The sequence below is a fragment of the Allofranklinella schreckenbergeri genome, from assembly GCF_003703475.1.
GTDB lineage: Bacteria > Pseudomonadota > Gammaproteobacteria > Burkholderiales > Burkholderiaceae_C > Lampropedia > Lampropedia schreckenbergeri.
The window spans coordinates 128,076-150,242 of sequence record NZ_RDQM01000007.1 but is presented as its reverse complement, the minus strand read 5'-3'; the positions used below and the strand labels follow the sequence as shown (position 1 = coordinate 150,242).

21 protein-coding genes are annotated in these 22,167 nt (G+C 65.3%); 3 read left to right on the top strand and 18 right to left on the bottom strand.

Annotated features, from left to right (window positions below; all coding sequences use genetic code 11):
• Positions 1 to 13: 13 nt before the first annotated feature.
• A complete protein-coding gene (locus EBQ26_RS07160) occupies positions 14 to 1,207 on the top strand; it encodes a vWA domain-containing protein (protein WP_122238315.1) in 1,194 nt (397 codons plus the stop codon).
• 118 nt (positions 1,208 to 1,325) lie between these two features.
• Here the strand turns inward: EBQ26_RS07160 and EBQ26_RS07155 are convergent, their stop codons facing one another.
• The 18 genes from EBQ26_RS07155 to EBQ26_RS07070 form a co-directional block, all read right to left on the bottom strand.
• The gene (locus tag EBQ26_RS07155; protein ID WP_122238314.1) at positions 1,326 to 2,630 is read right to left on the bottom strand and encodes a dihydroorotase; all 1,305 of its coding nucleotides are present in this window, start codon (positions 2,628 to 2,630) and stop codon (positions 1,326 to 1,328) included.
• Positions 2,631 to 2,879: 249 nt separating this feature from the next.
• A complete protein-coding gene (locus EBQ26_RS07150) occupies positions 2,880 to 3,671 on the bottom strand; it encodes an ABC transporter ATP-binding protein (RefSeq protein ID WP_122238313.1) in 792 nt (263 codons plus the stop codon).
• A complete protein-coding gene (locus EBQ26_RS07145) occupies positions 3,668 to 5,632 on the bottom strand; it encodes a branched-chain amino acid ABC transporter ATP-binding protein/permease (RefSeq protein WP_122238346.1) in 1,965 nt (654 codons plus the stop codon). Before EBQ26_RS07145 ends, EBQ26_RS07150 begins: the two co-directional genes overlap by 4 nt.
• 10 nt (positions 5,633 to 5,642) lie before the next feature.
• The gene (locus tag EBQ26_RS07140) at positions 5,643 to 6,695 is read right to left on the bottom strand and encodes a branched-chain amino acid ABC transporter permease (protein ID WP_095542124.1); all 1,053 of its coding nucleotides are present in this window, start codon (positions 6,693 to 6,695) and stop codon (positions 5,643 to 5,645) included.
• Positions 6,696 to 6,718: 23 nt separating this feature from the next.
• On the bottom strand, positions 6,719 to 7,750 hold the full coding sequence (locus EBQ26_RS07135; RefSeq protein WP_095540000.1) for an FAD-binding oxidoreductase: 1,032 nt from the start codon (positions 7,748 to 7,750) through the stop codon (positions 6,719 to 6,721).
• Between the two features lie 4 nt (positions 7,751 to 7,754).
• Complete coding sequence (gene dmpG, locus EBQ26_RS07130) at positions 7,755 to 8,816, bottom strand: 4-hydroxy-2-oxovalerate aldolase (protein WP_122238312.1); 1,062 nt, start codon at positions 8,814 to 8,816, stop codon at positions 7,755 to 7,757.
• A gap of 64 nt (positions 8,817 to 8,880) precedes the next feature.
• Positions 8,881 to 9,840 (bottom strand): acetaldehyde dehydrogenase (acetylating), encoded by a 960-nt coding sequence (locus EBQ26_RS07125; protein WP_095542127.1) that lies wholly within the window; start codon positions 9,838 to 9,840, stop codon positions 8,881 to 8,883.
• On the bottom strand, positions 9,837 to 11,672 hold the full coding sequence (locus EBQ26_RS07120) for a feruloyl-CoA synthase (RefSeq protein WP_122238311.1): 1,836 nt from the start codon (positions 11,670 to 11,672) through the stop codon (positions 9,837 to 9,839). Before EBQ26_RS07120 ends, EBQ26_RS07125 begins: the two co-directional genes overlap by 4 nt.
• A gap of 11 nt (positions 11,673 to 11,683) precedes the next feature.
• Positions 11,684 to 12,826, bottom strand: coding sequence for an ABC transporter substrate-binding protein (locus tag EBQ26_RS07115; protein WP_122238310.1), 1,143 nt, complete (start codon positions 12,824 to 12,826; stop codon positions 11,684 to 11,686).
• A 167-nt stretch (positions 12,827 to 12,993) separates the two neighbouring features.
• Complete coding sequence (locus EBQ26_RS07110; protein ID WP_238944220.1) at positions 12,994 to 13,815, bottom strand: 2-keto-4-pentenoate hydratase; 822 nt, start codon at positions 13,813 to 13,815, stop codon at positions 12,994 to 12,996.
• Positions 13,812 to 14,858 (bottom strand): NAD(P)H-dependent flavin oxidoreductase, encoded by a 1,047-nt coding sequence (locus tag EBQ26_RS07105; RefSeq protein WP_122238309.1) that lies wholly within the window; start codon positions 14,856 to 14,858, stop codon positions 13,812 to 13,814. The genes EBQ26_RS07110 and EBQ26_RS07105 overlap by 4 nt, the downstream gene beginning before the upstream one ends.
• Positions 14,855 to 15,667 (bottom strand): 3-(cis-5,6-dihydroxycyclohexa-1,3-dien-1-yl)propanoate dehydrogenase, encoded by an 813-nt coding sequence (gene hcaB / locus EBQ26_RS07100; RefSeq protein WP_095539993.1) that lies wholly within the window; start codon positions 15,665 to 15,667, stop codon positions 14,855 to 14,857. The genes EBQ26_RS07105 and hcaB overlap by 4 nt, the downstream gene beginning before the upstream one ends.
• 12 nt (positions 15,668 to 15,679) lie before the next feature.
• Positions 15,680 to 16,243, bottom strand: a complete 564-nt coding sequence (locus EBQ26_RS07095; RefSeq protein ID WP_095542133.1) for a 3-phenylpropionate/cinnamic acid dioxygenase subunit beta — start codon at positions 16,241 to 16,243, stop codon at positions 15,680 to 15,682.
• A complete protein-coding gene (locus EBQ26_RS07090) occupies positions 16,240 to 17,658 on the bottom strand; it encodes an aromatic ring-hydroxylating dioxygenase subunit alpha (protein ID WP_122238308.1) in 1,419 nt (472 codons plus the stop codon). The genes EBQ26_RS07095 and EBQ26_RS07090 overlap by 4 nt, the downstream gene beginning before the upstream one ends.
• A 22-nt stretch (positions 17,659 to 17,680) precedes the next feature.
• The gene (locus EBQ26_RS07085; RefSeq protein ID WP_095542135.1) at positions 17,681 to 18,028 is read right to left on the bottom strand and encodes a non-heme iron oxygenase ferredoxin subunit; all 348 of its coding nucleotides are present in this window, start codon (positions 18,026 to 18,028) and stop codon (positions 17,681 to 17,683) included.
• A 25-nt stretch (positions 18,029 to 18,053) separates the two neighbouring features.
• Positions 18,054 to 18,893 carry a DODA-type extradiol aromatic ring-opening family dioxygenase gene (locus EBQ26_RS07080; protein WP_122238307.1) on the bottom strand — a complete coding sequence of 280 codons (840 nt, stop codon included), beginning with the start codon at positions 18,891 to 18,893 and terminating at the stop codon, positions 18,054 to 18,056.
• 92 nt (positions 18,894 to 18,985) lie between these two features.
• Positions 18,986 to 19,282 carry an extradiol ring-cleavage dioxygenase gene (locus EBQ26_RS07075; RefSeq protein WP_095539988.1) on the bottom strand — a complete coding sequence of 99 codons (297 nt, stop codon included), beginning with the start codon at positions 19,280 to 19,282 and terminating at the stop codon, positions 18,986 to 18,988.
• A 4-nt stretch (positions 19,283 to 19,286) separates the two neighbouring features.
• Complete coding sequence (locus EBQ26_RS07070; RefSeq protein WP_122238345.1) at positions 19,287 to 20,105, bottom strand: alpha/beta fold hydrolase; 819 nt, start codon at positions 20,103 to 20,105, stop codon at positions 19,287 to 19,289.
• Between the two features lie 166 nt (positions 20,106 to 20,271).
• Here EBQ26_RS07070 and EBQ26_RS07065 point away from each other — a divergent pair, with 166 nt between their 5' ends.
• Complete coding sequence (locus tag EBQ26_RS07065) at positions 20,272 to 20,970, top strand: TetR/AcrR family transcriptional regulator (protein WP_122238306.1); 699 nt, start codon at positions 20,272 to 20,274, stop codon at positions 20,968 to 20,970.
• Between the two features lie 255 nt (positions 20,971 to 21,225).
• Positions 21,226 to 22,116 (top strand): acetylglutamate kinase, encoded by an 891-nt coding sequence (gene argB / locus EBQ26_RS07060; protein WP_122238305.1) that lies wholly within the window; start codon positions 21,226 to 21,228, stop codon positions 22,114 to 22,116.
• Positions 22,117 to 22,167: the final 51 nt, after the last annotated feature.

Sequence of the window (22,167 nt, the reverse complement as noted above, 5' to 3'; positions counted from 1 at the left end):
CGACTACGCCGCCATGCTGATCGACTTTTTCTACACCCTGCGCGCGGGCGGCCTGCCCATCTCCGTCAAGGAATTTCTGGCCCTGCTCGAAGCCTTGCAAGCGGGCGTCATCGGCCCGCTGGCCGACCCGCAAGACGTGGGCGACATGGACGCCTTCTACCACCTGGCGCGCACCGTGCTCATCAAGGACGAAAAGCACTATGACAAGTTCGACCGCGCCTTCTCCGCCTACTTCCACGGTGTGGAGCAGCGCGCCGAGCTGGCCCGCGCCATTCCCCAGGACTGGCTCAAGCAACTGCTGGAGCGCGAACTCACGCCCGAGCAAAAAGCCGCGCTGGAAGCGATGGAGTGGGACGAGCTGATGGAGACGCTGAAAAAGCGCCTGCAAGAACAGCAAGGTCGCCACGAAGGCGGCAACAAATGGATTGGCACCGGCGGCACCAGCCCCTTTGGCCACGGCGGCTACAACCCGCGCGGCATCCGCATCGGCGGCAAGGGCGGGCAAAAAAGCGCCGTCAAGGTGTGGGACGCGCGCATGTACCGCGACTATGACGACACCCAGGAGCTGGGCACGCGCAACATCAAAGTCGCCCTCAAGCGCCTGCGCAAATTCGCGCGCACCAGCGCCGAGCTGGAGCTGGACTTGCCCGGCACCATCAGCGCCACCGCCGCCAACGCGGGCTGGCTGGACATCAAGATGGTCCCCGAGCGGCACAACAGCGTGAAAGTGCTGCTGCTGATGGACGTGGGCGGCACCATGGACGAGCACATCCCCCGCGTGGAGGAGCTGTTCTCCGCCGTCAAAAGCGAATTCAAGCACCTGGAGTTTTATTACTTCCACAACTGCGTCTACGACTTCGTGTGGAAGCACAACCGCCGCCGCTTCACCGAGAAGTTCGACACCTGGGACATCATCCGCAAGTACAACAAGGACTACAAACTCATCTTCGTGGGCGACGCCACCATGAGCCCCTACGAAATCCTGCAACCGGGCGGCAGCGTCGAATACCACAACGCCGAGGCTGGCGCCGAATGGCTGCAACGCCTCACCAACGCCTTCCCCCAGCACGCCTGGATCAACCCTGAGCCGCAAGCCTCCTGGCCCTACCGCCACAGCATCGACCTCATCAACCAGCTCATGGGCGGGCGCATGTTCCCCCTGACCATCAAGGGGCTGGAGGACGCCATGCGCTTGCTGTCCAAATAAAAAAGCGGCTTGGAGCCGCTTTTTATTATTCTTACAAATCAAAAGGAAATAAAACATTGCCGTTTCGGCAATGTAGTATTGATGTTGTATTTCTGTTGATTGGTAATGAATGAGGCTCTCACGCCCCGGCGCGCTCGTACACCCAATCGCCCGCCACACACGTAGCCTGCACGCGCCCTGGCATGGGCACTTGCTCGAACGGCGTGTATTTGCCCTGGCTTTGCAGCGCAGCGGGGGTGACGGCCCATTCCGCCTGTGGGTTGTACAGGCACAAATCGGCCATGCCGCCCGGCGTCAGGCGGCCCGCGCTGGCGCTCAAGGTGCCCAGCGCCACGCCCAACACGCGCGCCGCGCCCGCGCCCACGCGCGAGAGGGCTGTGAGCAGCGGCACGCCTTCCTGCTCGGCCCATTTGTGGGCCAGGGGCAGCAGCAGCTCCAGCGCCGTGGCGCCCGGCTCGGCATCGGCAAAGGGCACTTCCTTGGCATCGTCGGCCACCGGGGTGTGGTCGGAGACGAGCGCATCGATCGTGCCGTCGGCCAGCGCTTGCGAGAGCGCTTCGCGGTCGCGCTGCTGGCGCAGCGGCGGCAGCAAGCGGGCGCGGCTGTCGAAGTAGCCGATGTCGGTATCGGTCAGCAGCAGCGAATGCACGCTCACATCGCACGTCACCGGCAGCCCTTCGGCCTTGGCCTGGCGCACCAGCGCCACGCCTTGCGCGCTGCTGATGCGGCACAGGTGGACGTGGCAGGGGCAGGCGCGCAGCAATTCGAAAATGGTGTGCAAGGCGATGGTTTCCGCCGCCACGGGCACACCCGCCAGGCCCAGGCGCTGGGCCAGGGGGCCGCTGGCGGCCACGCCGCCGCCCAGCGACGCATCCTGCGGGCGCAGCCAGACGGAGTAGCCAAACGTGCTGGCGTATTGCAGGCTGCGCAGCAACGCCTGGTTGCTGCGCATGGGCGACTCGGCCTGGCTAAAGCCCACGCAGCCGGCCTCGGTCAGGTGCGACATTTCGGTCAGCACCTCGCCTTGCAGGCCTTTGGTCAGCGCGCCCAGCGGAAACAGGCGCGCGGCCTGGCGCAGGCGGCTGGCGCGCAGCTTGAGCATCTCGATCAGGCCAGCCTCGTCCAGCACCGGGTCGGTGTCGGGCGGGCAAACCAAGGTGGTGATGCCGCCGGCCACGGCCGCGCGCATTTCGCTTTCCAGCATGCCCGCGTGCTCGTAGCCCGGCTCGCGCAGGCGGGCGCACAAATCGACCAGGCCGGGCAGCACCCACAGGCCGCGCGCGTCGATCACGCGCTCGGGCGCAAAGCCCGCGGGGGCTTGCCCGACGGCGATGATGCGGCCGGAGGCGATGGCCACATCGCCCGTGGTATCGAGTTGGCTGGCCGCGTCAAGCAGGCGGCCTCCTTGGATCAGTGTTTTCATGGGCGGGGTTTCTTCACGAATGCCGGGGACGAGGGGCGCGTGTGCGCAAGGGGGAATGCGGTGCGCCAACTCGCCCGCGTCCGCAGAGGGCCTGCGAACGCGGAATTATAGGTTTGCCCAGATGGACCAAAGCGCGCCTTTTGACGGGCGCGCCTGGTGTTTTTACATTTCCAAAGGAAAATATTCATGCCTTTTTCGGCATGTTGGTCATTGAATCAAATTTACATTGGTTTGTAATTCCGAGTGCATTCAATGCGCGGCCTGCTTTTTGCCCAGATAGGCTTCGATGACTTGCGGGTGGTTGGCCACTTCCTGCGCCGGGCCGTGCAGGGTGATGGCGCCCAGCTCCAGCACGTAGGCGTAGCGGGCGGCGCGCAGGGCGGCGCGGGAGTTTTGTTCCACCAGCAAGATGCCCAGGCCCTGGGCGCGCAGGTCTTCGATGATGGCAAAGACTTCGTTCATGATTTTGGGCGCCAGGCCCAGCGATGGCTCGTCGAGCATGAGCGCGCGCGGGCGGCTCATGAGCGCGCGGCCGATGACGAGCATTTGCCGCTCGCCGCCGGACATGGTGCCCGCAGGCTGCTTGCGCCGCTCTTTCAGGCGCGGGAACAGGGCAAAGATCTCTTGCAGCAGGGCCTGGCGCTGGGCCGCGCCCTGGTGGCGCAGCAGGTAGCTGCCGAGGATGAGGTTGTCCTCCACGCTCATGCTGGCAAACAGCTCGCGCGTCTCGGGCACCAGCGCCAGGCCGCGTTTGACGCGCTGCTCCAGCGGCAGGGCCGAGACATCCTGCCCGGCAATACGCACCGTGCCGCTGGCGTTGCCGTTGGCGGGCAGGCAGCCCATGAGGGCGTTGAGCAGCGAGGATTTGCCCGCGCCGTTGGGGCCGATGACACACACCAGCTCGCCCTGGCCCAGTTGCAGCTGGGCGCCCAGCAAGGCGGCGCTTTTGCCGTAGCGCACGTGCAGGTTCTCCACGGCCAGCAACGGCGCGGCGGATACGGCTGGCGCGGCGGGTGTGGGGGCTTGGTGGGCGTGGCTCATGCGCTGGCTCCTTCTGGGCGGCTGGCGGTTGGGGTGGCGGTGGCTGCTGCGTCTGCCGCATCTGCTTTTGGGCTTTCCGGGGCGGTTTCCCCGTCGATCTCCACGCCGCCGAGGTAGGCGCGCAGCACGGCGGGGTCGTTGCGGATCTCCTCGGGCTTGCCTTGGGCGATGCGGCTGCCGAATTCCATGACGACGATGCGGTCCATCAGGCCCATGATGAAGTCCATGTCGTGCTCGACGATGAGCACGGCCATGCCTTCGCTGCGCAATTGCGTCAGCAGCCGCGCCAGGGCTTGCTTTTCTTGCAGGCGCAGGCCGGCGGCAGGCTCGTCCAGCAGCAACAGCATGGGGTCGGTGCACAGGGCGCGGGCGATTTCCACAATGCGTTGCTGGCCCAGGGCCAGGCTGCCCGCGCTTTGGTGCATCACGTCTTGCAGGCCCACGCGCTGGATTTGCCAGGCGGCCAGGCCCAGCAGGGCAGCTTCCTCATGGCGATCGGCCCGGATGGACGCGCCCAGCATGCTGGTTTTGCCGCGCAGATAGGCGCCGATGGCGACGTTTTCCAGCACGCTCATCTCCGGCATCAGGCGCACGTGCTGGAAGGTGCGGCCAATGCCGTGGCGCACGATTTCACGCGCGGGCAGGGCGTCGATGCGCTGGCCCAGAAAGCGGATTTCGCCGCTGGTGGCAGGCAGCACGCCGGTGATGAGGTTGAACATGGTGGATTTGCCCGCGCCATTGGGGCCAATGAGGGCTACCAGCTCGCCCGCGCGCACCTCGAAGCTCATGTCGTTGACGGCCACCAGACCGCCAAACTGCTTGCGCGCCTGCTGCACCGACAGCAGCGGCTGCCCGGCGGCAGGCTTGCTGCGCGAGGGCAGGGCTGGCTCGGTCTGCACCGGGCCGATGGCGTGCGCCAGGCGCGCGGCGGGCCGCCAGCGCGCGGGCAGCCGCCCCACCAGCGCAGGCCACAGGCCGCGCGCCGAGCGTTGCAGCGCCAGCACGATGATGGCGCCAAAGACCACCAGCTCCAGATTGCCCACGGAGCCAAAGAGCTTGGGCGCCCAATCCTGCAAAAAGCTCTTGAGCATGGTCAGCGCCGTGGCCCCGACGATGGCCCCCCACAGGCTGGAGAGGCCGCCCACCACGGCCATGAACAGGTACTCGATGCCGGTGTTCAGCCCGAATGGCGTGGCGTTGATGGCGCGCTGCAAATGGGCGTAAAGCCAGCCGGCAATGGCAGCCATCAAGGCGGCACAGACAAAAGTCCACAGCCGGTAACTGGGCGTGTTGGCGCCCATGGCTTCGGCCATGCCTGCGCCGCCGTTGAGGGCGCGGATGATGCGACCGGGGCGCGAATCGAGCAGGTTGCTCACCAGCAGCAAAAACAGCGCCACCACCATCCAGATGGGGATGAGCATGGCGCGCGGCGAGTCCAGCGCCACGCCCAGCAGGCCGATGGGGGGGATGCCGCTGATGCCGTCGTACTTGCCCAGAATTTCCAGCGTGCCGAACAGGTAATAGATCGACAGCGCCCAGGCAATGGTGGCAATGGGCAGGAAGTGGCCCGAGAGGCGCACCGTCAGCGCGCCAATGGCAATGGCCGATACGCCTGCAATGGCCATGCCCGCCAGCAAGCCCAGCCAGGGCGAGAGGGCGTAATGCGTGCTCAGCACGGCGGTGGTGTAAGCGCCAATACCCACGAACGCGGCCTGGCCGAAGGAGGTCATGCCCGCCATGCCGGTGAGCAGCACCAGCCCCAGCACGACCAGGGCGGCGATGCCGACGTAGCCGCCGATGGTGTACCAGTAAGGCGGCACGGGCAGCCAGGGCAGCAGCGCAATCCAACCGAAAAAAGCCGCGATGGCCAGGCGATCGATGCGCAGGAGGCTGCGCGCCGGGCTTTGCGGCGCTGAAAGGGGGGTAGAAGGTGGCACAGCAGGGGGGGCGGAAGAGGTCATGCGATCCATCTCAATGCTCCTCCGAATGCGGGTTTTGCAGGGAGCGCCAGACCAGCACGGGAATGATCAGCGTGAAGACGATGACCTCCTTGTACGCGCTGGCCCAGAATGAGCCAAAGCTCTCCACCAGCCCCACCAGCACCGAGCCGACCCAGGCCAGCGGATAGCTGGAGAGCGCGCCCACCATGGCTGCCACAAAGCCTTTGAGGGCGATGAGAAAGCCCGTGTCGTATTGCATCGTGGTCAGCGGCCCGGCCAGCACGCCCGCCAGCACAGCCATCAGCGTGGCCAGCGTGAAGGCGATGGCGCCCGATTGCGCTGGGGCAATGCCCATCAGCCGTGCGCCGGTGCGGTTGATGGCGGTGGCGCGCAGTGCCTTGCCGGTGAGGGTGTGCTCGAAAATCAGGTACAGCGCCACGATCATCGTCATGGAAGCTGCAATCACCAGCAGGCCCTGGCCGGAAATGCTCACCGCGCCCAGTTGCCATTGCCATTGGCTGAGCGCCTCGCTGCGCGCGCCCTCGGGGCCCAGCACCAGCAGGCCCAGGCCCAGCAGCATGAAGTGCACGCCCACGGCAATGATGAGCAGCACCAGGGTGGAGGCCTCGGCCGCCGGCTGAAAGGCCAGCCGGTATAGCATTGGCCCCATGGGCACCACCAAAAGCGCCGTCAGCAGCAGTTGCGCGGGCAGGCCGCTTTGGCCCAGGCTGGTGTGCGCCAGCAGCGCCCAGGCCAGCAGCGGCAGGCCGAGGTTGAAGGCGGCGCTGCGGCCCAGGTTGGCTGCGCTGCGCTGGGTGCCTGCGCGCAGCCGCCACAGGGTGACGGCGGCGTCCACGGCAAAGGTCAGCATGCCCAGACCCAGCAGCAGCCACAGCACGCCGGGCACTACGCCTTCCTGCAATTGCGCCATGGCAATGGCGGCAAAGGCAATCAGCTCGCCATGCGCCACGAAGATGACGCGGGTGACGGAAAAAATCAGGATCAAGGCCATGCCCACCAGCGCATATACCGCGCCATTGGTCAAGCCGTCCTGCAACAAAATGGATGCGATTGAAAAGTCCATTCGGTGCTCCTTGCCGCCTGCGCTCAGGCTTTCTGGAAAACAAAGGCATCGCTGAAAAAGCGCTCTGGCGCCAGCCCGGCTTGCACAAAGCTCTGGCGCGCGGCTTCCACCATCAAGGGGTTGCCGCAGGCATAGACCTCAAAGCGCGAGAGGTCAGGCCAATCCTCCAGCACCGCCTGGTGCACCAGGCCGCGGCGGCCGCGCTCTTGCGGCGGCGCGTCGGAGAACACGGGCACCACGCGCACGCCGGGGTAGCGCGTCTGCCAACTGGCCTCATCGCCCAGCGCGTACAAATCCTGGCGCTGGCGCCCGCCCCAATACAGCACGGCGCCGCGCCGGGCCAGCTCGTCCAGGTGGGTGTGCAGAAAAGAGGCAATGGGCGCATAGCCCGTGCCCGAGGCCAGCAGCAGCACGGGCGCGTCGCCGCCTTGCAGCGTGAAGGAGCCAAACGGCCCCTCGATGCGCAGCATGTCGCGGGGCTTGAGCGCGTCGTAGGCGTGGGGCGAGAAGCGCCCGCCCTCGATGCGGCGGATGTGCCATTCGATCTCGCCCTTGTCGTTGGGCGCGTTGGCCATGGAGTAGCAGCGGCGGCTGCCGTCCTTGAGGATGAGGTCGGCGTACTGCCCGGCCTCAAAGCCCCAGCCCGTGGCCGGGGGCACCTGGGCCTTGACGACGACCACGTCGGCGCTGACGCGCTCGACCTGTTGCACGCGCGCCAGCGCCTTGACGATGCGTCGCCCCGGCTCGGCGGGCACGCCAGGGGCGTCCAGCGTCATGTCCGAATCGGGCACGGCCTGGCAGGCCAGGAACTGCCCGGGCGCCAGGCTTTGCAAGGTGGCAGCGTCGGCCTCGCCCTTGCCTTCGTCCGCACTGCGGTAATGAAACTGGCCGGCGAGCACCGGCATGGCGCAACTGCCGCAACTGCCCGTGCGGCAGCTATGGGGCAGCCAGTAGCCCGCCTCGGCCGCGGCCTCCAGCACGGTTTGGTCTGCGCGGCAGCTGAACTGGCCGCCCGCTGGCTCCAGCCGGATGTGGTGGATGGGTGCCTCGCTCATGGCCTCACCCCGCTTCGCTCATGACGGGGATGATGGGGTCGCGGTCATGGGCTTGTTGCTTGAGCAAGTCCAGCGCCACATCCACGATCATGTCCTCCTGGCCGCCCACCATGCGGCGGCGGCCCAGCTCCACCAGGATGTCCACGGTTTTGAGGCCGTATTTGGCCGCGGCTGCTTCGCTGTGGCGCAGGAAGGAGCTGTACACGCCCGCGTAGCCCAGCGCCAGGGTTTCGCGGTCCACGCGCACGGGGCGGTCTTGCAGCGGGCGCACGATGTCGTCGGCGGCATCCATCAGGCGGTACAGGTCGCATCCGTGGTGCCAGCCCATGCGCTCGGCAGCGGCGATGAAAACTTCCAGCGGCGCATTGCCCGCGCCTGCGCCCATGCCCGCCAGGCTGGCGTCGACGCGCTCGCAGCCTTCTTCCACGGCGACGATGGAGTTGGCTACGCCCAGGCTGAGGTTGTGGTGGGCGTGGATGCCCACTTGCGTCTCGGGCTTGAGCGTGTCCTTGAAGGCGCGGATGCGCTCGCGCACGCCGTTCATGGTCAGCGCGCCGCCGGAATCGACCACGTAGCACACGGTGGCGCCGTAGCTCTCCATCAGCTTGGCCTGCTCGGCCAGGCCCTGGGGCGTTTGCATGTGGCTCATCATCAGAAAGCCCACGGCCTCCATGCCCAGGTGGCGTGCGTATTCGATGTGCTGGCGCGCCACGTCGGCCTCGGTGCAGTGGGTGGCCACGCGCACGATGCGCGCGCCCGCGTCGTAGGCGGCCTTGAGGTCGTGCACGGTGCCAATGCCCGGCAGCAGCAAGGTGGCGATCTTGGCGTGTTGCACCACGCTGGCAACGGCCTCGATCCATTCCAGATCGGTGTGCGCGCCAAAGCCGTAATTGAAGCTGCCGCCTTGCAGGCCGTCGCCGTGGGCCACTTCGATGGAATCGACCTTGGCTGCATCCAGCGCGCGGGCGATTTGCTGGGCTTGCGCCACGCTGTACTGGTGGCGGATGGCGTGGCTGCCATCGCGCAAGGTCACGTCGGAAATGTAGATTTTCTGGCCGCTGTGCATGGGGCGGATCTCCTGATGGTGTGTGGGGTGGGCTGATGGGGCGGTCGTTCAGGCCGCGCAGGCTTCAAGCGGCGCGGGCCATTTGCCGCGCCATGCGCTGGGCGATGTTCAGCCCGGCGCTGGTCATGATGTCCAGGTTGCCGGCGTAGGCAGGCAGGTAATGGGCTGCGCCCTCGACTTCCAGAAAGATGGAGGTTTTCAGGCCCGAGAGCGCCTGCCCCACACCGGGGATGCGCAGGTCTTTGACGCGGTCGAACTGCACGCGCTGCTTGAGGCGGTAGCCGGGCACGTACTGCTGCATGGCCTCGACCTGCTGCTGCACCGATTCGGCGATGCGGTCTTCATCGGCCTCGTCGCTGAGGGTGTAAACCGTGTCGCGCATGATCAACGGCGGCTCGGCCGGGTTGAGGATGATGATGGCCTTGCCCTTGGCCGCGCCGCCCACGGCCTCGATGGCGCGGGAGGTGGTTTCGGTGAACTCGTCGATGTTGGCGCGTGTGCCTGGCCCAGCACTCTTGCTGGCGATGGAGGCCACGATCTCGCCGTAATGCACGCGGGCTACGCGGCTGACGGCGGCGACCATGGGGATGGTGGCCTGGCCGCCGCAGGTGACCATGTTGACGTTGGGCGCGTCCAGGTGCGCATCGCCATTGACGGCGGGTACGCAGTACGGCCCGATGGCCGCTGGCGTGAGGTCGATGACGCGAATGCCCGGCTTGGCGCGGCGCAGCGCGGCATCGTTTTCCACATGGGCGGCGGCGCTGGTGGCGTCGAAGACGAAGTCGATGTCGGCAAAGTCCGGGTGGGCGATCAGCCCCTGCACGCCTTCGTGCGTGGTGGCCACGCCCATGCGCGCGGCGCGCGCCAGCCCGTCGGAGGCGGGATCGATGCCCACCATGACGCCCATTTCAATGGGGCCACCGTGGCGCATGATCTTGATCATCAAATCCGTGCCGATGTTGCCGCTGCCGATGATGGCGGCCTTGCGCGGGCGCGGTGCAGTGGGGGATGTGGTGTGGCTCATGCTTTGCTTGCCTTTTCAATGATGAGGATGTCGGGATCGGCCTTGCCGGCGTACAACCGTTCTACCTGGCTGGCGCGCCGCTCCAGGATGGCGCGCTGGTTGAGATAGCCCTTGTCGGTGATCTCGCCCGCGTCCACATCGGGCGGCTCATCCAGGATCAACAGCCGCGAGGGCGCCTGGGCGCTGCCTGCGCCTTCGTCGTGCAGGCGTTGCAAGCCTGCGCGCAAATCGCGCTCCAGTGTTTCGCGCGGCACGTTGTGCGCAGCCGGGGTGAGAAAGACCATCAGCCCCACGGCTTCGCGGTTGTGGCCGGTGACGACCACGTCTTGCACATGCGGGGCCATGGCGCCGATGGCGCGCACGCGCAAGGGGCCGACGGAAACCCAGGTGCCGCTGGAGAGCTTGAAGTCTTCGGCTACGCGCCCGTCGAACACGATGCCGCTGGCGGGGTTGCCCGGCTCGGCGAACAAACCGGCGTCGCCGATTTTGTAAAAGCCTTCTTCGTCAAAGGCTTGCTGCGTCAGCTCGGGGGCGTGCAAATAGCCGGGGAAGACCGATGCGCCGCGCACGCGCATTTCCATCTTCTTGCCGTTGGGCACGAACTTCAGCTCCATGCCGGGCACGGGCAGGCCGATGCAGCCCGCGCGCTCGGTGCGCCAATGCAGTGTGGTGATGACGGGGGCAGTCTCGGTCGCGCCCCAGGCAGAGGTAAACCACACGCGCCGCCCGACTGCCCGCTGGGAGATGGCCTCGATGCGCTCCCAGGTGGAGGCCGATAACGCCGCACCGGCGTAGAACATCACTTGCAGCCGCTCGAAGAACTGGCGCGCCAGCTCCTCGTTTTGCTCCAGCAGTGGCGCCAGGGCGTCAAAGCCGCGTGGCACGTTGAAGTACATGGTGGGCTGCACATCGCAGAGGTTGCGCACCGATTTCTCCAGCAGGCCCGGCAGCGGGCGGCCTTCATCGATGTAGAGCGAGCCGCCATGCGCCAGCACCATGTTGAAGTTGTGGTTGGTGCCAAAGGTGTGGCTCCAGGGAAGCCAGTCCACCACCAGCGGCGGCTGCTCGTGCAGGAACGGCCAGACCTGGGCAATGGCCGCCTGGTTGGCGCACAGCATGCGGTGGGTGTTGATGACGGCCTTGGGGATGCCGGTGGAGCCGGAAGTCAGCAGGTATTTGGCGTGGTCTTCGGGGCGGATGCGTGCGAAGTGCTCGGCCACGGCGGGCGTTTCGCGCGTATCCAGCAGCGACTGGAAGCTGTGCGCGCCGGGAATGGCGTCCGCGCCGGTGGTAAAGACTTTGGGCACATCGGGTGCAGCCTCGACCGACCGTGGGCCGTACACGCTGGCATCGGCGGCGTAAATCAGCGCCGGGCGCACCAGCGCCAGCATTTGCTGCAAGCGAGAGGCGTCTTTGGCCAGCCGGGTGTAGGCGCTGGAGATGGTGCAAAACGGCCGGCCAATGTGCATGGTCGCCAGCATCAGCAAGGCGTGGTCGATGCTGTTGTCCGACAGCGCCACCACGGGCTGGCCTGCGGGCAAGTCCATGTCCAGCAGCGCCTGGGCAATGGCCCCTACGCATTGGCGCACCTGGCGGTAATTGAGGCGACGCCATTGGCCATCGGCATCGCGCTCGGCCAGAAAAGTGTGTTCGGGGCGCTGGGCGGCCCAGTGTTCAAGCCAATCGCCAATGCAGCGCGCTGGCTCGGCCAGCGACATGGGCGAGCGCAGCACGAACGCGCCAGCGCCTTTGGCCTGCACATGCACGTTTTGAGGGGCGAGTTGGCCCTGGGCGGCGAAAAGATCGCGCCCTGCAACGGGTGGGTTTTGCATGGTTTTCCCCTTTACTTGAGCAGCTTCCAGGCGCCTTGATCGACTTGCAGCAGCACGCGCGAGCGCGCGTCAAAGCCCGAGTGGTTGCCTTCGGACATGTTGATCACGCCGTGCGTGACGGGCAGCTCGCTGGTTTGCTCCAGCGCCTCGCGCAGCGCCTGGCGGAACTGGGGCGTGCCAGGCTGGGTGTTGGCTGCGGCTTTGGCGACGGCGTGGTCGAGCAGCAAATAGGCATCCCAGGCATAGGCGCCAAAGTTGTTGCGGCTGCCAGCGCCGTGCTTGTCCTCGTAAAGCTTGACGTAAGCCGCGCCTGCGGCCTTGCTGGGATGGGCGTCGTCCAGTTGCTCGACCACCAGCACCGGGCCGGAGGGCAGGATGGCGCCCTGGCTGGATTTGCCTGCCACGCGCAGGTAGTCGTTGTTGGCAATGCCGTGGGTCTGGTAGATCTGCCCTTTGTAGCCGCGTTCATGCAGCGCGCGCATGGGCAGGGAGGCGGGGCTGCCGCTGGCGCCGATGAGCACGGCATCGGGGCGCGCGGCGCTGATCTTGAGCGCCTGGGCGGTCACGGAGGTGTCGTTGCGGCCATAGCGCTCGCTGGCGGTGATTTTGAAGTCGCCCGCTTTTTCGCGCGCTTGCAGCGCCTTGAGCCAGGCTTCGCCCCAGGCATCGGCAAAGCCGATGAAGGCGACGGTTTTCACGCCCTTGGCTTTCATGTCGTCGAAGATGGCACCGCCCATCACGTCCACCGATTGTGGTAGCGGAAATACCCAGGGCAGTTGTGCGGCCTTGGGTTCAAAGGGGGCCAGGGCGATTTGCGGCGTCTGGCTTTGGGCGGCCACTTCGGCAATGGCCAGCGAGGGCGGCACGGCCGAAGAGCCGATGATGACGTCGGCCTTGTCGCTTTCGACCAGGCGGCGCGCGTTTTTGGCTGCTTGAGAAGGGTCGGTGGCGTCGTCGAGCACGACGTATTTCACCGGCAGGCCGCCCAGGGTGGCGGGCAGCAGCTCAATGCTTTGTTTTTCCGGGATGCCCAGCGAGGCGGCCGGGCCGGTGCTGCTGACCGATACGCCTACGGTGACGGGGGTTTGCGCCAAAGCTGCTCCAGCGGCCAGGCATGCGGCGGTCGCAGCCGCGATCCATGTGCGACGTTTCATCGTTGTCTCCTGCGGGGTTTTCAGAGGTTGTTGCCTGAAAGGGTCTCAGGCGCTTTCAATACAAACCAAAGGAAATTCAGGCATTTGACTGACTTGCCGAAAAAGGCTTGTTTGTTTTCCTTTTGATTTGTAATTTCTCGGGGCTTGGCCCCCGGCGGCGGGCGCGCTTATTCCAGGTAACAGCGCACGCGGCCCAGGCCGCCGATGTCCAGATCCAGGTGCTGGCCTGCTTGCAGCGGCGTCATCGGCCCCAGCGCGCCGGAGAGCACCACGTCGCCCGCCTTGAGCGGCTGGCCCAGCGCGGCCATGGTGTGCGCCAGCCAGTAGGCCGCGCGCAGCGGGTGCTGCATGCAGGCCGCGCCGCTGCCGACGCTGACGGTGTGCGCGCCCGCGCGCAGCTCCATGCCTGCGCTGGCCCAATCCAGCGCGGTGAGCGCGCGTGGCTGCGTGCCCAGCACGTACAGCCCGCAGGAGGCGTTGTCGGCCACTGTGTCCACCAAGGTGATGCGCCAGTCGCGGATGGCGCTGTCGACGATTTCCAGCGCGGGCAGGGCGTATTCCACGCAGTGCAGAAACTGTCCCCAGGACAGGTGTTCGCCACTGGCATCGCGCCCCATGACGAAGGCGATTTCGCCCTCGGCCTTGGGCTGGATGAGGCGGCCCAGCGCCAGCGTATCGCCGTCGAGCAATTCCATGTCGGTGAACAGCACGCCGTAGTCGGGCTGGTCCACGCCCAGTTGCTGCTGCACGGCGCGCGAGGTCAGGCCGACCTTGCAGCCCGCGATGCGCCGCCCTTCGGTCAGGGCGCGCTGGGTGTTGTGGCGCGCCACGGCATAGGCGTCTTGCAGGCTGTGGATGCCGAACTGCTCGGAGATGCGCTCAATGGGCGTGCGTGTTTGTCGCGCCTGGTGCAAGGCGTCGGCCGCCTGGGTGATGGCCGCAGGTGATGCAGCCATTGCCGTGTTGGGGGAATTCGTGGAGGTGTTCATGCCGTTGCCTCTTGATGGGAATGCATTTTTTGGTAGAGCGCGCTGGCTTGCTCGCACTCTTGCGCCAGCGTGTGCAGATAGCCCGCGTGCAGCTCTTGCACGATGGCCGCTGCAGGTTGGGGCTGCTGCACGGCGCCCACGCCATGCCCGGCCGACCAGACGTGCTTCCAGGCCTTTTTGCCTGCGGCGATGTCGCCGGAGAAATCGATCCTGGCGGAGTCGATTTGCGCCGCTTCAGTTGCTTCGCTGGAGATGCCCGCGCTCTCAAGCGTCTGGCGCAGCCAGTTGGCGGGCACGCCCGAGACGGCGCTGGAGAGCACCAGATCCTCCATGGCACTTTGCGCCAGCAGCTCGCGGTAGGCCGGCTCGACCAAGCTTTCCGTGGCGGCAATGAAACGCGTGCCCGCCAGCACGAAGTCCGCCCCCAGCAACTGGGCGGCGCGGATGTCGCGCCCGGAGCTGATGGCCCCGGCCAGGCCCAGCGGCCCTTGCCAGAACTGGCGCACTTCGGCGATGAAGGCAAAGGGGTTGTACTGCCCGGTGTGGCCGCCCGCGCCCTGGGCCACGAGGATGAGCACATCGGCGCCCGCCTCGGCGGCCTTGCGCGCCAGCTTGGGGCTGATGACATCGGCGGCGACGATGCCGCCGTAGCCATGCACGGCATCGAGCACGCGCGCGGGGCTGCCCAGCGCGGTGGAGACGATGGCGGGCCGGTAGCGCTGCACCAGGGCCATTTCCTGCTCGAAGCGGTCGTAAGTGCGGTGCACGATCATGTTCATGGAGAACACGCTGCCTGGGCCGCATTGGGCCACGCCAGCGGCGGTGCGCGCCATCCATTCGTCCAGTTGCGCAATGGTGCGCGCGTTGGCAGCCGGGAAGCTGCCGGCCACGCCCGCTTGCGCGCAGGCGATGACCAGCTCGGGGCCGGAGACCAGGAACATGGGCGCGGCCATCAGCGGCAGCCGCCAGCTTTGCACCAGTTCCAGAAAGCGGCGCTGGGGTGCGCTGAGCGCTTGCAGGCGTTCGGGGGAATGGATCGTCATGGCGCACTCCCGGCGCGGGCCGTGCCGCGAATTTCCCAGCCGCCATCGCTGTGGATGATGGTGGCGGTGGTGGCTGGCGAGTTGGTGCGCGAGGCCAACAGCACGTAGTGCCCGGTGTGGTCTTGCGGCTGGGCCATGAAGCCCAGCGGCATGGCATCGGCCACGGCCTGCTCGAAGCCCGGCAGGGCCGAGAGGCGCTTGTCGTGCTTGCCCAGGCTGGCCGGGCCGCGCAGCGGCGTTTGCGTGCCGCCCGGAGCCACGGCGTTGACGCGCACCAGCGGCGCCAGTTCGTAGGCCAGTTGGCGCACCAGGCCGACGCCCGCGTGCTTGGAGGCCACGTACAGCGGCCCGCCGCCGCCGGGGTAGAAGGCCGCGTTGGAGAGCGTGAAGATCATGCTGCCGCGGCTTTCGCGCAGTGCCTGCATGGCCGCGCGTGCAGCCAGCACATAGCCTTTGACGTTGACAGCGAAGATTTCGTCAAAGGCCCGATCCAGCTCCTCCAGCGAGAGCTTTTGCAGGCTGGCAAAAAAATCCCACACGCCGGCGTTGGCCACCAGGGTGTCGAGCTTGCCAAAGCGCGCCAGCGTGGCGTCCACGGCCCTCTGGTTGTCGCTGCCGCTGCGCACGTCGCCCTGCACGACCACGACGCGCTCGCCAAACTCCTGCTGGAGCGAGGCCACGTGCTCGTCGCTGCGCACCAGCGCGCCCACGCCGCGCGCGCCTTCGTCCAGAAATCGCTTGAGCACGGCGCGCCCGATGCCCGAGCCAGCCCCTGTGACCAGGGCCACATCATCTTGAAGCCATTGCATGCCGACCTCCGCTTACAAGAAGGTGTTGAGGTTTTTGGACATGAACAGCGATTGCGTGATGAGGATGGTGCGCCGCGCCAGCCGCCAACCGTCCTCGGTTTCGCGCCAGAGGTCTTCGCGGCGGCCCACCAGCATGTCGTTGTCGGCTTCGCCCCGGCTGCGGTAGTTGACGAAGTTGGAATGCACGCGGTATTCGCCCTCGACTTCGGTGCGAAAGCACTCCACATTGCTGATGACGTGCACGCAGCGCGTGGCCGGGTCTTCGGCCCAGGCCGATGGCTGCTTGAAGCGCGAGACGCGGATGGTCAGCTCGCGCAGGCTGTCGTCGTAGTACGCGCCGCGCCCGGGCTCCCAGGCGCCGAGCTTGTCGGCACGGCGGCGGTTTTCCACGGCGGGCATCCAGTAGTGGATGTCTTCGGCCATCAAGGCCAGCCATTGATCCCACTTTTCCTCATCCAGCAGGCGCGCTTCGCGGTAGAGCAGCTGCTCAATGCGGCGCGCCAGTTCGGCGTCCACGGGGATCTCGGCGGGGGCGGCAGCGGCTGTGCCGGGGGTGTTGGTGGCGGGCTTGTTCATGCGGCCTCCTGCGGGGCGTCGTGGTGGAAGGCGGATTCGTCCAGGCGGTTGGGGTCGCGCACGGGCACGTCGGCCCAGCTTTGCGCTTGCATCAAGTCCAGCCAGCGGCGGTAGAAGGCGCGCTGGTTGGCTTCGTTGACCTGGTTGCGATAGACGTTGCAGGGCAGCTCGGTGTCTTGCAGGCGCGTGCCCAGTCCCAGGCCCATGTACAGGTTTTGCTGGCGGGTGAGAAAGCCGGCGTTGGTGCGGGTGGAGAACTCGAAGTTCTCGCCATCGTCCATCTCGAAAATGCCGCTGGGCGAGAAGGTCAGCATGGCCCCTTTGCGCCAGCGCTCCTTGATGTCTTGCGGGGCGGATTTGTTCACCAGCGTCCAGGTGTGCAATTCGATGCGGCCCGGCCCGCGCGGCTGCCAGACGCGGAAGGTGTTTTGCCCCGGCAGAAACGACATGTTGGGAAACACGCTGCACGAGGAGATGGCGCCAATCATCTTGGAGCGCAGCTCGCCCAGGCGAGAGGCCACGGTGGGCTGGATGCCGTAGAGGTATTTGCGCAGCTCCTTGTCGCCCAGCGTGGCGCAGTTGCCTACGGTGTCGAGGTTGAACTCCCAGCCGTGGCCGTTGTGGTTGACGTGGAAGGAGTGCTCGTCCTTGTACACCTCGGCCACCGCGCCGCCGAGCACGGCGCGGGCGGCGCTGTCGTGCGTCCACAACGCGTGGTAGATGTCGCCAATGAAGTTTTCGGTGGGTACCTTCCAATTGCAGTGGATGACCGACTTGACCGGGCCGCCGACGAACTCCGTGCCCTGGCCGTCCATGTCCAGCATCACATCCAGGTAGTAGCGGAAGTCGCCCAGGTATTCCGACAGCGGTGGCGCGTTCGGGTCCATGTTGCCGAAGACCAGCCCCTTGTAGGAGGCCACTTGCGCCACGGGATGCAGGCCATGCTCGGCGCTTTTCATGCCGCTGGCGTCGAACAGCTCTTGCCCGGCCATGCCTTTGAGCGCGCCGTCGATGCCAAAGCTCCAGCCGTGGTAGTTGCACACGAAGCTGCGGGCGTTGCCAAAGTCGCTGAAGCTGACGCGGTTGCCTCGGTGCGGGCAGGTGTTGAGAAAGGCCTTGAGGCTGCCATCGCGCTGGCGCACCAGGATGACGTGGTCTTCGGCCATGTAGGTGGTGAGGAAGTCACCGGGCTTGGGCAGTTGCGATTCATGGCCCAGGAACAGCCAGCAGCGGCCAAAGATTTTCTCCAGCTCCTGCTGATAGACCAGATCGTCCCAGTACACGCGCCGCGATAGGGTGCCGCGCTCGAAATCGGCCAGTTGCTCCAGGTTGGGCAGCGGCGGCGTGGAGGCCGGTTGCAGCAGGCGGTCGTGCGTGCAGTTGCCGCTGCAAGCTTTGTCGTGGGTGGTGCTCATCGTGGTGTCTCCGTCTTTTGGGTCAGATGGATGCCTGGCTGGCATCCGAAGGCTGGGAAAGATCGGCGTGGATTTCGTCGCCTTCTTCGATGATCTTGTAGGTCTGCAAATCCACTTCGCAGGGAAAGCCCATGGCCTGCCCGGTGGGGATGTGGAACATGCCGTCATGCACCGGGCAGGCGATCAGGTCGCCATCGACGATCTCGCCCTCGGACAGCGAGGCCGTGGCATGGGTGCAGGTGTCGTGCGTGGCGTAGAACTGGCCTTCGACGCGGTACACGGCAATAGGGCAGCCGCTGGGGCTGACGACCTTGCGCACCTGGCCGTCTTCCAGTTCGTCGCGGCGCATCAGAAACACTTTTTGGCTCATGATTGGTTCTCCTTTGCATGCGTGATCAGCGGATTTGCATATGCACGAAACCCAGGCCAGTGACCCACTCGGGCACGGGGGCGTAGTCGATCAGCTCGCCCGTGTAGGGGCCGGCGGCAGCCATGGCGCACAGCCAGTTGCGGATTTCCATGCCGCCGTTGCCGCCTTCGGCGAGGATGTATTCGTCCGTCAGCGCGGCCATGCCGTCCACGTCGCCGCGCAGGGCGAAATCGAGAATGCGGCGGTCAAAAGCCTCGCTGACCCGGCCCATCTCGGCCGTGCCGACCCAGTGACTCAGGCCGCCGCTGCCGATGACGGCCACCCGCACGTCTTGCTCGAAGGCTTCCACGGCCTGGCGAATGCCTTGCCCGACCTGGGCCGCGCGTGCCAGCGTGATGTAGGGATCGACGCCAGAGGCCAGATAAACAGGCACGGTGCCGATGCTCTGGCTCGCCTCACGCGCGGGCTTGATGATTTTTTGCTCTGGAATGGCGATGGCGTGATCGACTGTCAGGGCGCGCGCTACGGCCCAATCCAGACCGTTGGCGCGGCCATGCGAGGCGATGAAGCCCGCCAGCGCCTCGTGCGCGGGGATGGTTTCGCGGCGCAGGCCGGGGAGTTGATCCAGCGGCCCATCCACATCGCCCGTGCCAATCAGAAAAGCCGGCAGGCATGAAGTGCCAAACAACATGTAATGGTCGGAGCCGACCACGACGACGGCATCGGCCTTGAGCGCGGCCAGACGCTGCGCGCATTGCTCGAATGCGCCCCACATGCGATCGCGGATTTCCTGCGTGGGCGCTTGCGGCGCCACAAACATCACCGGGTCATGCGGCACCAGAAAGCCGCCTACGATTTTTCCCATGGTTCACACCTTTTTTACGGTACAGTGGCCCCTGCCTTGCAGCGCCCTTTGGGGCGCTGCTGGCATTGAGCAATACAAAAATGGGGGGTGGCTTACTGCTTGATGGCGGCGACGTGCACAGCCTCGCCATCGGCCACGGGGCGCAAAGCCCGCATGTACTGGCGCATGTCACGCGTGGGCGCCAGTTCTTGCCAGAAGCCCATGGTCAGCATGGGATTGACGCCCATTTGCTGTAACGCGGCCACGTCAAAGCCCTTGAGCAAGCTGCGTTCGTGCTCGCTCAGCGCAAAACGTGCCAGGTAGCCATCCGCATCCTCGCGAAAGCGCTGCTTGGCGCTTCGGTCTACGGTCAATTGGTGCAACACCCTCTCAATGACATTGCGGCTCATGGCATTACTCGCAGAAGTTGGCAACGAGTTGGAGGAAGTCCGCGCGGCGCTCCGTTTGCACCCAGTGCCCGCAGCGCCCGAAGACGTGCAGATCGGCCGCTGGAATGGTTTGCCCCAGCAGCATGCCGCATTGCAGCGGCACCACGCGGTCTTCACGCCCGTGCAGCACCAGTGTCGGCGCCTGGATTTGCGCCAGCGATGCCTCGGGAAAGCCTTTGACCATGGTCACCCCTTCCGTGCGCGGTTTGGGGATGAGCTTGCGCAGCGCGTCCTGCGCGCCAGGGCGGGCGCTGGCCTCGTAGCGGGTGCGCACCATTTCTTCGGTGATGATGCTTTGATCGAAGGGGAACAGGCGCATGGTGCGCTCCATGTTCTCCATCGAAGGCTCGTACTCCCAGGCCGAGCGCAGGCCGGGGGTTTGTTCGAATTCGCCCGCTGGCGTGCCCAGCAGCACCAGCTTGTCCACCCGCTCGGGCTTGAACAGCGCCAGACCGATGGCCAGCGCGCCGCCGAAGGAATTGCCAACAAACGAGGCCTTTTCGATTTGCAGCGCGTCCATGATGCCCAGCAGGTGCTTGGTCCACAGCTTGATGTCGTACTGGTTGCCTTCCTTGAATTCGGTGAAGCCAAAGCCGGCGATGTCGGGCACGACCACGCGGAACTGGCGTGCCAGCTCGGGCATGACTTTGCTCCAGTTCGTCCACCCGGACACGCCAGGCCCCGAGCCGTGCAACAGGAACAAGGGCTTGCCTTGCCCCTCGTCAAAATAATTGGTCTGGTGGTCGGCAGCCACCAGCGTCTTGCCGATTCCATCGTGGTTCATGTTGTTCTCCATACAGGTCTGTATGTGTATTGTATGGGGGATTAAATCGATTGAACTACTACTTTTCATAGAGGAATACACCTAGGTATTAACCATTATTCAGTTCAGATGTGTATGTGAATGTTGTCGGGTTTTTTTGTCCTTTCTCTTTCGTTAGGAGCTTTGCATGTCTAGCCCCGTTCAATCGAACTCTCCTTCTAATGAGCCTCAATCGCGCACGGCTGCACGTGCGCAGAAGTTGGCGCAAAAAAAAGCCGCACGGCCTGCGCGCGTGCAGCTCACGCCGCAGGACTGGATTGATGCGGCGATGGAGTTGCTTGTTCAGAAAAGCATTGATGCGGTGAATGTGGATGCGCTGTCCAAGCAGTTGGGCATTACCCGTGGCAGCTTTTATTGGCATTTCACCGACCGGGAGGATTTGCTGGCGCGCTTGCTGGAGAGTTGGCGCGATGCGTCCACCCATCAGGTCATCGTGCGATTTGAGCGCCAAGGGGCTTCGCCCAAGGAGCTTATTGCAGAGCTGTTAACGCTGCCTTTCCGTGGCGAAACGGCCAAGCGAGCCGCCTCCATTGAGTTGGCCATTCGCGCATGGGCCAGGCGCGATGAGCTGGCTTACCAGGCCGTGACGGCTGTGGATGCGCATCGCCTTTCCTATATCGCCCAGTGTTTTGTGGCCTTGCAGTTCGGTTTGCACGAAGCGCAGGCGCGCGCTTTCATGCTCTACAGCTATATCCAGGCGGAGTCCAATGTGGGTACCCATTTGCCCGAAAGCGTACGTCTGGAGCGGCGCGAGGCTATTGAGCGGCTGCTGCTCTCGCCCCAAAGACCTGTGGCGCCGGAGGCGGGCAGCGCTTCGTCGCCGTGATGGTGCGGGGCGTTTGGTTTATTTCCAGTTCTAAAGGAAAATATTTATGCATTTTTCGGCATATTTATCATTGATCTGAATTTACATTGGTTTGTAATTTTGGGTGCATTCAATGCGCGGCCTGCTTTTTGCCCAGATAGGCTTGGATGGCCTGAGCCGGGCCGTGCAGCGACGTAGCGCCATGCGCCAGATCCTTCATGCACAATGCGCCGCTGTTTTTCCCCCTCTTTTTTGCCTATTTGGAGAGCATTGCCCATGACCGCCATTGCCCCGCACGACAAAGCCCACATCCTCTCGCAGGCCCTGCCGTATATCCGCCAGTTTCATGGCAAGACGATGGTCATCAAGTACGGCGGCAACGCCATGACCGATCCGCAATTGCAGGCGGCGTTTGCCGAGGATGTGGTGCTGCTCAAACTGGTGGGCATCAACCCTGTGGTGGTGCATGGCGGTGGGCCGCAGATCGAGACGGCGCTCAAGCGCCTGGGCAAGCAAGGCCATTTCATCCAGGGCATGCGCGTGACGGATGCGGAGACGATGGAAGTCGTCGAATGGGTGCTGGCTGGCGAGGTGCAACAAGACATCGTGGGCCTGATCAACCAGGCTGGCGGCAAGGCCGTGGGCCTGACGGGGCGCGATGGCGGCATGATCCGCGCGCGCAAGCTCAAGATGGTGGATGCGCAAAACCCCGGGATGGAGCACGATGTGGGCCAGGTGGGCGATATCGAGCACATTGATCCGGCCGTGGTCAAGGCGCTGCAAGACGATCAGTTCATCCCCGTGGTCAGCCCCATTGGCTTTGGCGCGAGCAACGAGAGCTACAACATCAACGCCGATGTGGTGGCCGCCAGCCTGGCCAAGGTGTTGCAGGCCGAGAAGCTGCTGATGCTCACCAACATCCCCGGCGTGCTGGACAAGCAAGGCCAGTTGCTGCCCGAGCTGACGGCGGCGCGCATTGATGCGCTGGTGCAGGACGGCACGATTTCCGGTGGCATGCTGCCCAAGATTGCCGGGGCGCTGGATGCGGCCAAGAGTGGCGTCAATGCCGTGCACATCATCGACGGGCGCGTGCCCCACGCGATGCTGCTGGAGGTGCTGACGGATACGCCTTACGGCACCATGATTCGCAATGCGGCGATGGGTTGATGGGCCTCTGAGGATTGATCGGTAAATTATCAATCAAAGGAAATATCAAAA

Excerpts from the sequence above, each read along its gene's own strand:
- EBQ26_RS07160 (WP_122238315.1), top strand. The coding sequence starts at position 14 with ATGCTGATCGACTTTTTCTACACCCTGCGCGCGGGCGGCCTGCCCATC.
- EBQ26_RS07155 (WP_122238314.1), bottom strand. The coding sequence starts at position 2,630 with ATGAAAACACTGATCCAAGGAGGCCGCCTGCTTGACGCGGCCAGCCAA.
- EBQ26_RS07150 (WP_122238313.1), bottom strand. The coding sequence starts at position 3,671 with ATGAGCCACGCCCACCAAGCCCCCACACCCGCCGCGCCAGCCGTATCC.
- EBQ26_RS07145 (WP_122238346.1), bottom strand. The coding sequence starts at position 5,632 with ATGACCTCTTCCGCCCCCCCTGCTGTGCCACCTTCTACCCCCCTTTCA.
- EBQ26_RS07140 (WP_095542124.1), bottom strand. The coding sequence starts at position 6,695 with ATGGACTTTTCAATCGCATCCATTTTGTTGCAGGACGGCTTGACCAAT.
- EBQ26_RS07135 (WP_095540000.1), bottom strand. The coding sequence starts at position 7,750 with ATGAGCGAGGCACCCATCCACCACATCCGGCTGGAGCCAGCGGGCGGC.
- dmpG (WP_122238312.1), bottom strand. The coding sequence starts at position 8,816 with ATGCACAGCGGCCAGAAAATCTACATTTCCGACGTGACCTTGCGCGAT.
- EBQ26_RS07125 (WP_095542127.1), bottom strand. The coding sequence starts at position 9,840 with ATGAGCCACACCACATCCCCCACTGCACCGCGCCCGCGCAAGGCCGCC.
- EBQ26_RS07120 (WP_122238311.1), bottom strand. The coding sequence starts at position 11,672 with ATGCAAAACCCACCCGTTGCAGGGCGCGATCTTTTCGCCGCCCAGGGC.
- EBQ26_RS07115 (WP_122238310.1), bottom strand. The coding sequence starts at position 12,826 with ATGAAACGTCGCACATGGATCGCGGCTGCGACCGCCGCATGCCTGGCC.
- EBQ26_RS07110 (WP_238944220.1), bottom strand. The coding sequence starts at position 13,815 with ATGAACACCTCCACGAATTCCCCCAACACGGCAATGGCTGCATCACCT.
- EBQ26_RS07105 (WP_122238309.1), bottom strand. The coding sequence starts at position 14,858 with ATGACGATCCATTCCCCCGAACGCCTGCAAGCGCTCAGCGCACCCCAG.
- hcaB (WP_095539993.1), bottom strand. The coding sequence starts at position 15,667 with ATGCAATGGCTTCAAGATGATGTGGCCCTGGTCACAGGGGCTGGCTCG.
- EBQ26_RS07095 (WP_095542133.1), bottom strand. The coding sequence starts at position 16,243 with ATGAACAAGCCCGCCACCAACACCCCCGGCACAGCCGCTGCCGCCCCC.
- EBQ26_RS07090 (WP_122238308.1), bottom strand. The coding sequence starts at position 17,658 with ATGAGCACCACCCACGACAAAGCTTGCAGCGGCAACTGCACGCACGAC.
- EBQ26_RS07085 (WP_095542135.1), bottom strand. The coding sequence starts at position 18,028 with ATGAGCCAAAAAGTGTTTCTGATGCGCCGCGACGAACTGGAAGACGGC.
- EBQ26_RS07080 (WP_122238307.1), bottom strand. The coding sequence starts at position 18,893 with ATGGGAAAAATCGTAGGCGGCTTTCTGGTGCCGCATGACCCGGTGATG.
- EBQ26_RS07075 (WP_095539988.1), bottom strand. The coding sequence starts at position 19,282 with ATGAGCCGCAATGTCATTGAGAGGGTGTTGCACCAATTGACCGTAGAC.
- EBQ26_RS07070 (WP_122238345.1), bottom strand. The coding sequence starts at position 20,105 with ATGAACCACGATGGAATCGGCAAGACGCTGGTGGCTGCCGACCACCAG.
- EBQ26_RS07065 (WP_122238306.1), top strand. The coding sequence starts at position 20,272 with ATGTCTAGCCCCGTTCAATCGAACTCTCCTTCTAATGAGCCTCAATCG.
- argB (WP_122238305.1), top strand. The coding sequence starts at position 21,226 with ATGACCGCCATTGCCCCGCACGACAAAGCCCACATCCTCTCGCAGGCC.